We start from the raw sequence: 14,538 nt of genomic DNA on the forward strand, positions 1-14,538 counted from the left end.
AAGGGGAGCTGCCGTGCTGGAGCACCAGTCACTGCCGGAGACGGTGCGCGACGCGCTCCGCCGGCAGATCCTCAACGACGAGCTGCCGGCCGGGGCCCGGCTCGTGGAGGCCACGATCGCCGCCGACCTGGGCGTCAGCCGGGCCACCGTCCGGGAGGCGATGCGCGGGCTGGCGTCCGAGGGGCTGGTGGAGATCGCCCCCCGCCGGCACAGCGTCGTCACCCGGATGAGCGCGGAGGACGCCGACGACGTCTGCTTCGCCCGCTACGTGCTGGAGGCCGGCATCGCCAAGTCGCTGACGCCGCAGGACAAGGTGGGCCTCGACGAGGCGCTCGCCGAGGCCCTCGACCGGATGGACGAGGCCGCCCAGGGCGGGGACCTGCAGGCGCTGGTCGCCGCCGACGTCCACTTCCACGGGCTGATCGTCCAGGCGTCCCGGCGGCGCCGGGCCGTCGAGCTGTGGGGAGCCGTCAACGGCCAGATCGGCGCCCTGATGCGCGCCTCGATCGACCGCCAGCACCTGGCGCTGGCCGGGGTCCGGGCCCGGCACGAGCCGGTCCGCCAGGCCCTGGCCAGCGGCACGGCGCGGCAGATCGAGAAGGCGATCTACGCCCACTACGTCACCGACCGCGACCTGGTGCCCGAGCACCCCGGTCCCGCGTGAGCCGCCCCGAGCCCGTCCGCTGGGGCGTGCTGGGCACCGCGGGCATCGCCCGCGCCCAGTTCCTGCCCGCGCTGGCCGAGGCGGGGGGCCGGGCCGTCGTCGTCGGCGGCCGCGACGTCGCGCGCACGGAGGCGTTCGCTCGCGCCGAGGGGGTCGAGCGGGCCGTCGAGGGCTACCAGGCCGTGCTGGACGACCCGGCCGTCGAGGCCGTCTACGTGCCGCTGCCCAACCCGCTGCACGCCCGCTGGGCCGCCGCCGCCCTGGAGGCGGGCAAGGCGGTGCTGTGCGAGAAGCCGCTGACGACGTCACCGGCCACCACGGAGGCGCTGCTGGCCGTCGCGGCCCGCAGCCCGCGGCCGCTGTGGGAGGCCTTCGTCTTCCCGTTCCAGGCCCAGCACCGCCGCGTCGTCGAGCTGGTGGCCTCGGGTGCGGTCGGCGAGCTGCGCGAGGTCGTCGCGTCCTTCCACTTCACCGTCAGCCGGCCCGAGAACATCCGGCTGTCGGCCGACCTCTTCGGCGGGGCGCTGGCCGACGTCGGCTGCTACCCGCTGCGGCTCGCGCACGAGCTGTACGGGGTCCCCGCGCTCGACGCGGCCGTCGTGGCCGAGCCGGCCGGCGGTGCGGGCGGCGTCGAGGTCGAGGCGGCGGGCCGGCTCACCTACGCCGACGGCCGCCGCGTGCTGCTGACCTGCGGGTTCCGGCGGGCGCCGGAGACGACGACGCTGCTGCTGGGCACCGAGGGCAGCATCCGGCTGGACAACCCGTGGCACCCGACGCCCGGGGCCGCGCTGCAGCTGCGCCGGACCGGGGCCGATCCGGTCGTCGAGCACCCGACGACGGACGCCCGCTCGTTCACCGCCGCGCTGCGGCACGTGCACGCGGTGCTGCGCGAGGAGGCGGAGCCGGAGCTGCTGGCCGCCGGCTCGGCCGGCCCGGTCGCGGCCGCGCTGGCCCTGGCCCGCCGGTCCGCCGGCCTGGCCGAACCCGGACCGGAGGCGACGCCATGACCCGCCGAGGGCTCTTCCTGCCCCCGTTCGACGTGCTCGCCGACCCGGCCCTGGTGGCCGAGCTGGCCGCCGAGGCCGAGGAGGCGGGCTGGGACGGCGTCTTCGTCTGGGACCACCTGATCTACGCCGACCCGGTGCGCGAGATCGCCGACCCCTGGATCTGCTGCGCCGCGATCGCCGCGGCGACGTCGCGCATCCAGCTCGGCCCGATGGTCACGCCGCTGTCGCGGCGCCGGCCGCAGGTGCTGGCCCGCCAGGCCGCCTCGCTCGACCGGCTGTCCGGTGGCCGGCTGGTGCTCGGCTTCGGGCTGGGCGACGACGGCCGGGTGGGCGAGCTCTCCCGGTTCGGCGAGGAGACCGACGCCAAGGCCCGGGCGGCGATGCTCGACGAGGGCCTGGGGGTGCTGCGCGGGCTGCTGTCCGGCGAGCCCGTCGACCACGACGGCCCGCACGCGCCCGCCCGCGGCGTCACCTTCGCCCCCGCCGGCACCCGGCCCGGCGGCATCCCGTTCTGGATCGGCGGCCGGTGGCCGAACAAGCCGCCGCTGCGCCGGGCGGCCCGGCACCAGGGCGCCTTCGTCATCGCCGTCGAGACCCCCGACGACCTCGCCGGCGCCCGCGCGGTGCTCGCCGACGTCCGGGCGGCGGCGGGTGCGGGGATGGACGGCTTCGACCTGGTCGTGCAGCTGGGCCCGGGTGAGGACCCGGCGCCGTGGGCGGACGCGGGCGCCACCTGGGTGCTCACCCAGGTCGGTCCGTACCACCTGGACCTGGCGGAGGTCCGGCGCGTGGTGCGCGCCGGTCCCTGAGGTCGCAGGCGCGTCCCGCGAGGGCCGGTGCCGGACCTCAGCGGCGGCCGCGCGGCTCCTGGCCGGGGACCGCCTGACCGGGGGCCGGCTGGCCGGGGGCCTGCTGGCCGGGCAGGGGCTGACCGGGGAGCGGCTGACCGGGCTGGCCGCCCGGACCGCCCCGGAAGGTGCTCGAGCCGTCGCCGTAGACCAGCGCCGGGGGCGGGGCGTCGAACGTGGTCGCCGGACGGCCGTCCAGGTAGGACTCCATGGCCGGCTTCCAGATCTCCTGGCCGGCGTCGCCGCTGCCCGAGCCCTCGAGCACGCGCCCGGTCGAGGGCACGACGTAGCCCTTGAGCCCGGCCCGGCCCCGGCCGCCCTCACCGGCCTTGAACGGGGCGCGCGCGTTGTCGATGGAGATCATCGCCGCGCCGGCGGCGTCGGGTGTGTAGCCGACGAACCAGGTGGCGGCGTTGCTGTCGATGGTGCCGGTCTTGCCGGCCTGCGGGCGGCCGTCGGCGGTGGCGACCCGGGCCCCGGTGCCCTGGGTCATCACCCCGGCCAGCATGGCGTTGACGGCGTCGGCGACGCCCTCGTCCAGCACCCGCTCGCAGCTCCCGTCCGGCACGTCCAGCGAGGCGCCGGAGGCGTCGGTGACCGAGTCGAGCACCACCGGGTCGCAGTGGATGCCGCCGGAGGCGAAGGTGGCGTACGCGCTCGCCATCGAGAGCGGGTCGACCTCGACGGTGCCCAAGGTGAAGGACGGCTTGTCGTCGTAGGAGCTGACGGGCGCGTCGGCGGTGCTGCTGCGGACGCCGACCTTCTCGGCCATCCGGGTGACGTCGCACATGCCGACGTCGAGGGCCAGCTGCACGAAGTAGGTGTTCACCGAGCGCTGCGCGGCCAGGTTCATGTCCATCACGCCGTTGGTGCCGGTGGAGTTGCTGACCTCCCACTGCCCGTTCACCTGCCGCGTGCCCTCGCAGCTCTCGAAGCTGGCACCGGAGAAGTCGACGGTCCGGCGGGCGTCGTAGCGGGTGGACAGCGGCAGCCCGTCCTGCAGGGCCGCGGCGGCGGTGAAGGCCTTGAACGTCGAGCCGGCCTGGAACCCCTGGGCGCCGCCCAGCGCCGGGGGCACCGAGTAGTTCCAGTAGGTCTCGCCCTCCTCGGCGTCGGAGCCCATCACGGGACGGCTCTGCGCCATCGCCAGCACCCGGCCGGTGCCGGGCTCGACCATGTCCATCACCGAGATCAGCGGGTCGGTCGGGGCGACGACGGCGCTGACGGCCTCCTGGGTCGCCTCCTGCGTCGACGGGTCGAGCGCGGTCCGGACCGTCAGCCCGCCGCGCAGCACGGCCTGCTCGCGCTCCTCCGGGGTGGCGCCCAGGCTGGGCGTCTGCAGCAGCGTCTTGTAGACGTAGTCGCACAGGAACGGGAAGTCGCTGGTGGTGCAGCCGCTGGTGGTCGTCTCGACGGCGTCCTCGTCGAAGCCCTTCTTCTGCGCCTTGGTGGCCTGGGCATCGGTGATGGTGCCCAGCTCGGCCATCCGGGCCAGCACGACGTCGCGGCGCTGCAGGCCGGCCCGCTCGTTCTCGACCGGGTTGTAGGCCGTCGGGTTCTGCACCAGCCCGGCCAGCAGGGCGGCCTGGGCCAGGGTCAGCTCGGCCGCCGTCGTCCCGAAGTAGTGCTCCGCCGCGGCCTGGACGCCGTAGGCGCCGTCGCCGTAGTAGGCGATGTTGAGGTAGCGCTCGAGGATCTCGTCCTTGGTGAGGTTCTGCTCCACCGAGACGGCGTAGCGCAGCTCCTTGATCTTGCGGCTGTAGGTGCCCGCGCGGGCGGCCTCGACGGCCGCTTCGTCGCCGGCCTTGGCGGCCTCCTCGACCTGGACCATCTTCACGTACTGCTGGGTGATGCTCGAGCCGCCCTGCGTGACGTCGTCGGACGCGGTGTTGCGCAGGAAGGCGCGCAGCGTGCCGATCGGGTCGATGGGGCCGTGCTCGTAGAAGCGGTGGTCCTCGATGGAGATGATCGCCTCGCGCATCACGGGGGCGATGGCGTCCAGCCCGACGTAGACCCGGTTCTCGGCGTAGAACGTCGCCAGCAGGTCGCCGTCGGCGTCCAGCACCCGGGTGCGCTGGGACTGCGCCGGGGCGTCGAACTCCACCGGCAGCGTCGTCAGCTCCTCCGACGCGGCGTCGGTGGCCCAGGCCGCGGCGGCCACCGCCGGCAGCACCAGGCCGGCCGCCAGCAGCCCGGCGACGGCGCTCACGACCACGAAGACGAGGGCCGCGGTCGAGCGGCGGCGGGGTCGCGAGGAGGGAGGCACCCCCCGAGGGTAGGAGCACCGCGGCCCCGAACCCAGGGCGTGCGGACCTCGTCACACCGGGAACTCCTGGCCCTGACCAGGCGTTCCGCCCCGGTCGCGGGGGGTGGGACCGGTCCGACCGGCGGCCCTCAGGGGCGGGGTCGGCCGCCCCGTGCGGCGGTCCGGGCGGCGCTGACGTAGCGCTCGGTGACCAGGTACTGCCCGGCCCGGGCCAGCGGCGCGCCGAGCACGGTGAACCAGCGGCCGCCGCGGGAGAAGGCGACGAGGTCGAAGAAGACGGCGCCGTCGGCGGCCAGCTCGACGGTGAAGGACTCCTCGCCGCGCTCGGGGTGGCCCGGCAGGGTGCCGTAGACGAAGCCGAGGCGGTGGTCGTCCTCGACGACCTCCAGCACGCGGACCGGGATCCGCAGCCCCACCCGGCGCGGGCCGAGCCGGAGCTCGGCCACGGTACCCACGCGCACGCGGTGGTCGGACACCCGCGCCGACAGGCCGGCGCCCTCGTGCACGCGCCAGGTGAGCAGCGCCTCGCCGGCGGCCTCGAACGCCGCCCGGCCCTGGCCCACCCGGGCCGAGACGTGCTGGTGGTGGTAGCCGGCCGGCAGCGTGCTCCGGGTCGCCCCGACCTCGGGGTAGGTGAGGCCGGCGGTCTGCAGCGCGAGCGCTGCCGCGGGGGCCATCAGCTCCGCCACGCTCCCCACCCCCTCCCCCTGCCCGGTGCCGGACGCCCGTGATCCTGCCACGGCGCCCGGGCGGCTCAGGCGCCGGGACCGGCGGCGGCCACCGGGGACGCCGGGGCGGTCGTCGTCGCCTCCGGCCGCGGGTCCAGCCGGACGGCGACGTGCGGCAGGAACAGCTGCACGAGCGGCCCGATCCCGACGGCGTAGAGGACGGTCCCGAGGCCGACGGTGCCGCCCAGCGCGAACCCGACCGCCAGCACGACCACCTCGATCCCCGTGCGGACGAGCCGCAGGCTCGCCCCGGTCCGGCGGGCGAGGCCGGTCATCAGCCCGTCGCGCGGGCCGGGGCCGAAGTGGCTGCCGATGTAGACCGCGCCGGCCAGCCCGTTGGCGACGACCCCGCCGACCAGCAGCAGCACCTGCAGGACCAGCGGCCCCGGCGTGCGCAGCACGGCCAGCCCGAGGTCGGCCGCGATCCCGACGGCGAAGACGTTCGAGATCGTGCCCAGGCCCGGGCGCTGCCGCAGCGGCACCCACATCAGCAGCACCAGCGCGCCGACGACGATGGTGATGGTGCCGTAGCTGAGCGGCACCCACCGCTCCAGGCCCTCGTGCAGGACGTCCCACGGAGCCAGCCCGAGGTCGGAGCGCAGCATCATGGCCATCGAGAAGCCGTAGAGCGCGAGGCCGAGGTAGAGCTGGGGCAGCCGGCGGGCCAGCCGGCCGGCGCGGAGCTGCTGCAGGGGGCCGAGGGCGGAGGGGGCGGACGTCGTCACGGTGCCATCGTCGACGACGCCAGGACCGGCCCACCAGGGCCAATCCGTCGGCACTGGCCTGCTCCTACGGCGAGGACCCCGGATTGGTACGGTACGACCAGTCCACCCGAGGAGCGCGCGATGACCCCCACCCGCTGGCTGGCCGCGGCCGGGCTGCGCGACCTGCTGGGACCGGACGCTTTCCGCTCCCCCGCCTACCGCGACCTGGCCGAGCGCGTCCGCTTCCTCGTCGTCGACGGCCGGCTGGCCGTCGGCACCCGGCTGCCCAGCGAGCGGGAGCTGGCCCGCGTGCTGGGGCTGAGCCGCTCCACCGTGACGGCCGCCTACGCCCACCTCGCCACCACCGGCTACCTGCGCACCCGGCAGGGCTCGGGCGCGTTCGTCGAGGTGCCGCCCGGCCAACCGCTCGGCGGCCTGCCCGGCGTGGGCCTGGCCGGCGCCGGGGCGCTGAACTTCGCCTTCGCCGCGCCCGCCGCCCCGGCCGGTGTGGCGGAGGCGTACGCGGAGGCGGTCGGGCAGCTGCCGACGCTGCTGCGCAGCCACGGGTACTCCGCCGACGGGCTGCCGGTGCTGCGGCAGCGGATCGCCGACTGGTACACGGCCCGCGGGCTGCCGACAGCCCCGTCCCAGGTGGTCGTGACCGGCGGCGCGCTGGCCGCGCTGAACCTCGTGGCGGCGTCGCTGCTGGGTCCGGGCGACCGGGTCCTGGTGGAGACCCCGACCTACGCCAACGCCCTCGATGCGCTGCGCCGGCGCGGCCTGCGGCCGATGGCCTACCCGCTGGGGCCGGACGGCTGGGACGCTGCGGGTTTCGACGCGACGGTCCGGCAGACCGCACCGCGCGCGGCCTACCTGATCCCCGAGTTCCAGAACCCGACGGGCGGCTGGCTGGAGGCCGGGCTGCGCCCCGAGCTGGCCGCGTCGCTGCGCCGGACCCGCACCGTCGCGGTGGTGGACGAGACCCTGGTGGAGACGCGGCTGGACGGCCAGCCGCCGCGGCCGCCGCTGGCCTCCTTCCTGCCCGACGCCGTCACCCTCGGCTCGGCCAGCAAGGCGTTCTGGGGCGGTCTGCGGATCGGCTGGGTGCGCGCGCCGCGCGAGCTGGTCCGCACCCTGGTGGAGAACCGGGCGACGCTCGACCTGGGCACCCCGCCGCTGGAGCAGCTGGCCCTGGCCGCGCTGCTGGCCGACGCCGGGCCGGTGCTGGCCGACCAGCGGCTCCGGCTCCGCGAGCAGCGCGACCGGCTGGTGGGCCAGCTGGCCGCCCACCTGCCCGCCTGGCGCTGCACGACCCCGGGCGGCGGGCTGAGCCTGTGGGTGGAGCTGCCGACGGAGTCCTCGAGCCGGCTGGCGGCCGCGGCCGAGCGGCAGGGCCTGCTGCTGAGCGCCGGCCCGCGCTTCTTCCCGGGTGCCGGGGGCGAGCGGCGGGTCCGGATCCCCTTCGCCGCCGCGCCCGAGGTGCTCGACGACGCCGTCCAGCGCCTGGTCCGGGCGTGGGCCGCGGTCGAGGACGGGACGACGGGCGCGGCCGTCCCGCCGGCGCTGGACCTCAGCGCCTGACGGCCCGGCTCAGCCCGCGGCGGCCTGCTCCGCCTTCGCGGCCTTCTTCGTGGCCTTGACGGCGCGCTTGCTCTCCCGGACCCTGGCCAGCGACTCCTCGTCGACGACGTCGGCGACGGAGCGGAACCCGTCCTGGCCGAAGGGCCCGGCCGCCTCCTCCCACCCGGTCGGGGTGACGCCGCGGTGCTTGGCCAGCACGGCGACGAAGATCGTCGCCTTCTCCTCCCCGAAGCCGGGCAGGGCCAGCAGCGCCCGCTTCAGCCCGGCCCCCGTGGTCGCGTCGCGCCAGACGTTCGCGGCGTCGCCGTCGAACTCCTCGACGAGCACCTGGCAGACCTGACGGACGCGCTTGGCCATCGCCCCGGGGAACCGGTGGACGGCCGGCCGCTCGGAGCAGAGGGCGATGAAGGCGTCCTCCTCCATCGCGGCGATCGCGGCCACGTCCAGCCGCCCGCCCATCCGCTCCGCGATCACCGCCGGCCCCGCGAACGCCTTCTCCATCGCGACCTGCTGGTCCAGGACCATGCCCAGCAGGAGCGCGTTGTCGTCGGTGGTCAGCAGGTCGTCGGCGGCGTCGTCGCCGGTCAGCCAGATGCGGCGGGAGGTCATGGCGCCAGTCTGGCCCGCCGGCCCGGACGGGTCCACCGCTGTCCCCGAGCCCGACCCCGCGCCCTGAGCCTGTCGAAGGGCCCTCCGCCCCCTGAGCCCGCCCTCCGCTCCCTGAGCCTGTCGAAGGGCCCCTCGCCCCCTGAGCCCGTCGAAGGGCCCCTGCTCCCTGAGCCCGTCGAAGGGCCAGACTCGCGCCGGCCTCTACCCGAGCGGCGCGCCCGCCCGTGGCTCGTCCGCCCGCGGGTCCGTCCGGACCACCCCGTCCCCGGCCCGAGCCGTCGGCGCGGGAGCCGGCGTGACTGACCGCCGGAACGGTTCGTGCAGGTCGACCCGGTCGGTGAGCGAGCGCTCCACCTCGGGGCGCGGCGGCCGGGCGGACGGCCTCTCCACCCCGGGGTGGATCAGCCGGGCGACGGCGAAGCTGGCCGGCTCCACCGGGCGGCCGTAGCGCTCCGGGAGGGCCCGCGGCGGCGCTCGGCGCGGGGGCCGAGCGTGTCGCCTACTCGTAGAGGACGTACTCCGGCCGCGGCCGCAGGGCCAGCACCTGCGCGGGCGTCATCAGCGGCCCGGCCTCGGCGTCCTCGTCGTAGAACAGCTTGAAGCCGGCGTGCACGTGCTCGGGGGTGGTGCGGTCGACGAGCCGGTAGGTCGCCTCCTTCGCCCCGCGGCTGCCGATGCCGTCGACGGACTTCACGACGGCCACCCCGCGGTGGTCGCGCAGCCCCTGCTCGCGCCGGACCACCGAGGGCGCCAGCTGGTGGTAGACGAGGACCTTCTCCGGCAGGTCCCCGGCCGCCACGACGTCGGACAGGTAGCGGGCGACGCCGTCCAGCTCGCGGCCGGTGGTGTGGCCGAAGACCCGGCCGGGCACCTGCCCGGGTCCCATCGCCCACTCGGGGTCCAGGGCCAGGCCGACGTCGGGCTCGTCGAGCCAGCGCCGGTAGGCCTTCGCCTCGTCCAGGAAGTCGGCCCGGCCCGGCTGGATGTTGAGCAGCAGCAGCGCGTCGTGCGCCCGGGCGGCCCTCAGGTACCGGGCGATCTGGTCGTCGCCGATCCGGGTGCGGTACGTGCCGTCCCGGCCCGGGTCGGCCTGCACGATCGTGGCGATCACCTCCAGCACCGGCAGCACCTCGCGCCCGTCCCGGTAGGGCCGGGCCCGCCGCTCCAGCTCGTCCACCCGCTGGTCCAGCGGCCCGGTGCCCAGCCGGCCCAGCGTCGGCGCCCCCGTCAGGCCGGCGTAGCCGACGAGCCGGTACCGCGGGAAGACGGTGCGGCCACCGCGCGGCAGCTCCAGGGCGGCCGGGGTCGGCGACGGCGTCGCCGACGGCGACGGGGTCCCGCTCGGCGTCGGGGAAGGAAGGGCGGTGCTCGCGGGTGACGGCGTCGACCCGGCGGTGCTGGCGCTCGGCTCCGGCGTCGGGCCGGCCCCGCCGTCGGCGCCGCAGCCGCCGAGCAGCAGCAGTCCGGCCGCCAGCGCGGCGGTCACGGTCGCGGTGCGGGTGCGCACACGTCCTCCTCGGGTCGACGACGGCCGACGGGCCGCTTCGGCACGGTACGGGGTGCGGGTGACGACCCGGGCGCGGCCGGGTGAAGCCCCTGGCCAGCCGCGGGTCGCGGTGTAGGTTGACCGCCATGTCCACGGACACCGCCCAGCAGCGCGACGGAGCCGTGCGGGCCGACAGCAGCGCCCCCCGCGACGACGCGGGCCGGCTCTCCCCCGCCGACGCCACCGCGGACGGCGCCGTCCGGTCCTCCCGGCCGCAGCCCACCCTGGAGATGGTGGCCGCCGTCTCGGGCGTCAGCCGCTCGACGGTGTCCCGGGTGGTCAACCACTCGCCCAGCGTCCGGCCCGAGGTGGCCGCCGCCGTGCGGCGCGCGATCGAGGCCCTCGACTACGTGCCCAACCGCGCCGCCCGCTCGCTCGCGAGCCGGCACACCTATGCCGTCGCCCTGCTCGTGCCCGAGGAGTCCAGCCGGTTCTTCGGCGACCCCTACTTCGCCTCCATCGTCCAGGGCATCACCGGCGCGCTGGAGAGCAGCGACTACGTCCTCAACCTGCTGGTGGACCGCGACGGCGGCGGCGGCAAGGCCCGCCGCTACCTGCAGGGCGGCAGCGTCGACGGCGCCCTGGTCGTCTCCCACCACCCCCGCGACACCGACCTCCGCGCGATCAACGCGAGCCTGCCCGTCGTCTTCGGGGGCCGGCCGGCGCTGCCCGATCTCGACCCCTGCTACAGCGTCGACGTCGACAACGTCGGCGGCGCCCGGCTGGCCACGGGCCACCTCGTCGGGCTGGGCCGGCGGCGCGTCGGCACCGTCACCGGACCCTCCGACATGCCGGCGTCGGTCGACCGGCTGCAGGGCTGGCGCGAGGTGCTCGAGGCTGCCGGGCTGCCCGACGACGCCGTGGCGGTCGGGGACTTCACGACCGCCGGCGGGGCGGCCGCCACGCACGCGCTGCTGGAGCGCGTCCCCGACCTCGACGCGCTCTTCGTCGCCAACGACCTGATGGCGCGCGGCGCCCTGGCCGTACTGGCCGAGCGGGGGCGGGCGGTGCCCGACGACGTCGCCCTGGTCGGCTACGACGACAGCCCGGCCGCGACGTGGGCCGAGCCGCTCCTGACCACGGTCAGCCAGCCCTCGATCGCCATGGGCGCCCGGATGGCCGAGATGCTGCTGGGCCTGCTCGCCAGCCGGGAACCGGAGAGCCGGGCCTGCGTGCTGCAGACCCGGCTCGTGCTCCGCGCGACCGCCTGACCTCGCGGCCCGGCGGGTCGCTCAGAGGTTGATCATGTGGCCCGAGATGCCGTGCGCGGCCTCGAGCAGCGCCTCCGACAGCGTCGGGTGAGCGTGGATGTTGCGGGCGACCTCGTCGGCCGTCAGGTCCCACAGCTGGGCCAGCGTGAGCTCGGGCAGCAGCTCGGTGACGTCCGGGCCGATCATGTGCGCGCCGAGGATCTCGTTGTGCTCGCTGTCGGCGATCACCTTGACGAAGCCGACGGGCTCGCCCAGCCCGTGGGCCTTGCCGTTGGCGGTGAAGGGGAACTTGGCGACCTTGACGTCGTAGCCCTTGTCCTTGGCCTGCGCCTCGGTGTAGCCGAACGACGCGACCTGCGGCTGGCAGTACGTGGCCCGCGGGATCATGTCGTAGTTGATCGGCATGGTCTCGGCCCCGGCGATGGTCTCGGCGGCGACGATGCCCTGCGCCTCGGCGGTGTGGGCCAGCAGCAGCTTGGCCGTCACGTCGCCGATGGCGTAGATGTGGGGCACGTTGGTGCGCATGTGGTCGTCGATGGCGATGGCGCCGCGCTCGGTCAGCTCGACGCCGGTCTTGTCCAGGCCGTAGCCGGCGGTCCGCGGGGCGAAGCCGATGGCCTGCATGACCTTGTCGGCCTCCAGCACGGTGGACTCGCCGCCGGCGGCCGGGGAGACGGTGACCTTGACCTTCTCGCCCGAGTCGTCGATCTTCTCGACCTTGGTGCTGGTCATCAGCTTCACGCCGAGCTTCTTGTAGTGCTTCTGCAGCTCGGCGGAGACCTCGGGGTCCTCCAGCGGCAGCATCCGGTCGAGGAACTCCACGATCGTGACGTCGACGCCGTAGTTGGCCAGCACGTAGGCGAACTCGGTGCCGATGGCGCCCGAGCCCGCGATGATGATCGACGCCGGCAGCTCCTCGGTGAGGATCTGCTCCTCGTACGTCACGACGCGCTCGGTGACCTCGGTGCCCGGCAGCAGACGGGTGGTGGCGCCCGCGGCGATGATGAGGTTGTCGAAGCTCACCTGCGTGGTGCCCTTCGGGCCCTCGACGCTCACGTGGTGGTCGTCGGTGAAGGTGGCCCAGCCGTCGATCTCGGTGACCTTGTTCTTCTTCATGAGGAAGTGGACGCCCTTGGCCATCCGGTCCGCCACGCCCCGGCTGCGCTTGAACGCCGAGCCGAAGTCGAACGTGACGTCGCCGCTGATCCCGAACGTCTTCGCCTCGTGGTTGAAGATGTGCGCGATCTCGGCGTTGCGCAGCAGCGACTTCGTCGGGATGCAGCCCACGTTGTTGCACACCCCGCCCCAGTACTTGAGCTCGATGATGGCGGTGGACAGCCCCAGCTGGGCGGCTCGGACCGCGGCCACGTAGCCACCCGGTCCGGCACCCAGCACGACGACGTCATAGTGATCGGTCATGGCCTCAACTCTAGGGGGGCGGCGCCGCGCGCGGCCAACCGGCCGCGGGCGATCGCTGAGGGCGTAGCGGCCGCCGTGCCGAGCAGGCGACACGCCGCCAGTTCTCAGAAAATCTCACATGTGAGTTAACCTCGTCCGCGTGACTGACACCTACGCAGACCGCATCGGAGGGCTCATCCGTGACGCTCGCAAGCACCGGGGGCTCACCCAGACCCAGCTGGCCGACGTGCTCGGGACCAGTCAGAGCGCGGTGCACCGCATCGAGGCCGGGAACCAGAACCTCAGCCTCGACATGGTGAACCGCATCGCCGAGGCGCTCGAGTCGCCGCTGATCTCGGTCGGCCCCAACGGCCCGCTGCACCTGCGCGTGCAGGGCGGGGTCAAGCTGTCGGGCTCGATCGCCGTCCGCTCCTCCAAGAACGCGGCCGTCGCCCTGCTCTGCGCCAGCCTCATCAACCGCGGCCGCACCGTCATCCGCGGCATCGCGAAGATCGAGGAGGTCAACCGGATCCTCGAGGTGCTGACCAGCATCGGCGTCCGCGCCACCTGGCTCAACGGCGGCAACGACCTCGAGCTGGTCCGCCCCGACGAGCTGGACCTGGCCGCCATGGACGTCGAGGCCGCCCGCCGCACCCGCAGCGTCATCATGTTCCTCGGGCCGCTGCTGCACTCCTACCCCAGCTTCCAGCTGCCCTACGCCGGCGGCTGCGACCTCGGCGCCCGGACCATCGAGCCGCACCTGCAGGTGCTCCGCCGCTTCGGCCTCGACGTGGTCCCCACCGAGGGCTTCTACCAGTGCAGCGTCGACGAGTCGGTCGAGCCGACCCGCCCGGTCACCCTGACCGAGCGCGGCGACACCGTCACCGAGAACGCCCTGCTGGCCGCGGCCCTGTCCCCCGGCGTCACCGTGCTGCGCAACGCCAGCCCGAACTACATGGTCCAGGACCTCTGCGTCTTCCTCACCCACCTCGGCGTCGAGATCGACGGGATCGGCACCACGACCCTGCGCGTGCACGGCGTCGAGAGCATCAACACCGACGTCGAGTTCGCCCCGTCGGAGGACCCGATCGAGGCGATGAGCCTGCTCACCGCGGCGATCGTCACCCAGTCCGAGCTGACCATCGAGCGCGCGCCGATCGAGTTCCTCGAGATCGAGCTGGCGATCCTGGAGGAGATGGGCCTCGACTTCACCCTCAGCGACGAGTACGTCGCCGACAACGGCCACACCCGGCTCGTCGACCTGACGGTGCGCCCCAGCGCCCTGCGCTCCCCGATCGACAAGATCCACCCCATGCCGTTCCCGGGGCTGAACATCGACAACCTGCCCTTCTTCGCGGTCATCGCGGCCACGGCCGAGGGCAAGACGATCATCCACGACTGGGTCTACGAGAACCGGGCGATCTACCTCACCGAGCTCAACCGGCTCGGCGCCCAGGTGCAGCTGCTCGACCCGCACCGGGTGATCGTCGAGGGCCCGACGCGCTGGCGCGGCACCCAGGTGGTCTGCCCGCCGGCCCTGCGCCCCGCCGTCTGCATCCTGCTCGGCATGCTCGCCGCCCGCGGCGAGTCGGTGCTGCGCGACGTCTACGTCATCAACCGCGGCTACGAGGACCTCGCCAACCGGCTCAACGCCCTGGGCGCGAACATCGAGGTCTTCCGGGATTGATGGCTGCGTTGTCTGCCCTCGCTCCGCTCGGGCGCGGAGCGCGCTCCGGCCCGCCGTCTTCCTCCTGCGCTCGCCGACGAAGAACGTGTCGGCGAGCTCCGGTCGTCCAGACGGCGGCGCGCGCTCCGGCGTCCGCCGGGTCTCCGCTCCCTGAGCTCGTCGAAGGGCTCCTGGCGCTCAGGAACTGCTGAGGGGTTGCGGCCGCGAGCCTCCTCGCCCGCCACCTCTCAGCGGTTTCCGCACTGAGGGCTGGATCGGGACAGGTGCGCGGGCTCTGCTGCTGCCTCCG

General features: G+C 74.9%; 12 protein-coding genes. 6 read left to right on the forward strand and 6 right to left on the reverse strand.

Translation table 11 applies throughout. From position 1 onward, the window contains the following. Positions 1-13 precede the first annotated feature (13 nt). The 3 genes from JOF54_RS00905 to JOF54_RS00915 are packed head-to-tail and all read left to right on the forward strand — an operon-like array spanning position 14 to position 2,480. On the forward strand, positions 14-664 hold the full coding sequence (locus tag JOF54_RS00905) for a GntR family transcriptional regulator (protein ID WP_210052136.1): 651 nt from the start codon (positions 14-16) through the stop codon (positions 662-664). Then, positions 661-1,671, forward strand: coding sequence for a Gfo/Idh/MocA family protein (locus tag JOF54_RS00910; RefSeq protein ID WP_210052138.1), 1,011 nt, complete (start codon positions 661-663; stop codon positions 1,669-1,671). The genes JOF54_RS00905 and JOF54_RS00910 overlap by 4 nt, the downstream gene beginning before the upstream one ends. Then, the gene (locus JOF54_RS00915; RefSeq protein WP_210052141.1) at positions 1,668-2,480 is read left to right on the forward strand and encodes an LLM class flavin-dependent oxidoreductase; all 813 of its coding nucleotides are present in this window, start codon (positions 1,668-1,670) and stop codon (positions 2,478-2,480) included. Before JOF54_RS00910 ends, JOF54_RS00915 begins: the two co-directional genes overlap by 4 nt. Before the next feature lie 37 nt (positions 2,481-2,517). On the opposite strand, the gene JOF54_RS00920 is transcribed toward JOF54_RS00915, so the two are convergent. The 3 genes from JOF54_RS00920 to yczE all read right to left on the reverse strand — a co-directional run bounded on the left by JOF54_RS00920 (position 2,518) and on the right by yczE (position 6,238). Next, the gene (locus tag JOF54_RS00920; RefSeq protein ID WP_210052142.1) at positions 2,518-4,785 is read right to left on the reverse strand and encodes a transglycosylase domain-containing protein; all 2,268 of its coding nucleotides are present in this window, start codon (positions 4,783-4,785) and stop codon (positions 2,518-2,520) included. Positions 4,786-4,913: 128 nt separating this feature from the next. Further along, positions 4,914-5,483 (reverse strand): DUF1990 domain-containing protein, encoded by a 570-nt coding sequence (locus JOF54_RS00925; protein WP_210052144.1) that lies wholly within the window; start codon positions 5,481-5,483, stop codon positions 4,914-4,916. Positions 5,484-5,539: 56 nt separating this feature from the next. Continuing rightward, complete coding sequence (gene yczE, locus JOF54_RS00930) at positions 5,540-6,238, reverse strand: membrane protein YczE (RefSeq protein WP_210052146.1); 699 nt, start codon at positions 6,236-6,238, stop codon at positions 5,540-5,542. A 120-nt stretch (positions 6,239-6,358) separates the two neighbouring features. Between yczE and yczR the strand changes: the two genes are divergently transcribed. After that, positions 6,359-7,798 (forward strand): MocR-like transcription factor YczR, encoded by a 1,440-nt coding sequence (gene yczR / locus JOF54_RS00935; protein WP_210052148.1) that lies wholly within the window; start codon positions 6,359-6,361, stop codon positions 7,796-7,798. A gap of 9 nt (positions 7,799-7,807) precedes the next feature. Here the strand turns inward: yczR and JOF54_RS00940 are convergent, their stop codons facing one another. Further along, positions 7,808-8,407, reverse strand: a complete 600-nt coding sequence (locus tag JOF54_RS00940) for an HhH-GPD-type base excision DNA repair protein (protein WP_210052150.1) — start codon at positions 8,405-8,407, stop codon at positions 7,808-7,810. Between the two features lie 499 nt (positions 8,408-8,906). Beyond that, on the reverse strand, positions 8,907-9,914 hold the full coding sequence (locus JOF54_RS00945) for a hypothetical protein (protein WP_307803692.1): 1,008 nt from the start codon (positions 9,912-9,914) through the stop codon (positions 8,907-8,909). Between the two features lie 125 nt (positions 9,915-10,039). Here JOF54_RS00945 and JOF54_RS00950 point away from each other — a divergent pair, with 125 nt between their 5' ends. Next, positions 10,040-11,164: a LacI family DNA-binding transcriptional regulator gene (locus JOF54_RS00950; protein ID WP_210052153.1), complete on the forward strand. Its 1,125-nt coding sequence runs from the start codon at positions 10,040-10,042 to the stop codon at positions 11,162-11,164. Positions 11,165-11,185: 21 nt separating this feature from the next. Here JOF54_RS00950 and lpdA read toward each other — a convergent pair whose 3' ends face one another. Next, entirely contained in the window at positions 11,186-12,583 is a 1,398-nt protein-coding gene (lpdA, locus tag JOF54_RS00955) for a dihydrolipoyl dehydrogenase (protein ID WP_210052155.1), read from the reverse strand. A 139-nt stretch (positions 12,584-12,722) separates the two neighbouring features. On the opposite strand from lpdA, the gene JOF54_RS00960 reads away from it, so the two are divergent. Then, on the forward strand, positions 12,723-14,249 hold the full coding sequence (locus JOF54_RS00960; RefSeq protein WP_210052157.1) for a helix-turn-helix domain-containing protein: 1,527 nt from the start codon (positions 12,723-12,725) through the stop codon (positions 14,247-14,249). Positions 14,250-14,538: the final 289 nt, after the last annotated feature.

Origin of the sequence: Microlunatus capsulatus (assembly GCF_017876495.1) — a bacterium.
GTDB lineage: Bacteria > Actinomycetota > Actinomycetes > Propionibacteriales > Propionibacteriaceae > Microlunatus > Microlunatus capsulatus.

Bases quoted from the DNA above. Each gene is read 5' to 3' on its own strand.
- JOF54_RS00915 (WP_210052141.1), top strand. From the start codon at position 1,668: ATGACCCGCCGAGGGCTCTTCCTGCCCCCGTTCGACGTGCTCGCCGAC.
- yczR (WP_210052148.1), top strand. From the start codon at position 6,359: ATGACCCCCACCCGCTGGCTGGCCGCGGCCGGGCTGCGCGACCTGCTG.
- JOF54_RS00940 (WP_210052150.1), bottom strand. From the start codon at position 8,407: ATGACCTCCCGCCGCATCTGGCTGACCGGCGACGACGCCGCCGACGAC.
- JOF54_RS00950 (WP_210052153.1), top strand. From the start codon at position 10,040: ATGTCCACGGACACCGCCCAGCAGCGCGACGGAGCCGTGCGGGCCGAC.
- lpdA (WP_210052155.1), bottom strand. From the start codon at position 12,583: ATGACCGATCACTATGACGTCGTCGTGCTGGGTGCCGGACCGGGTGGC.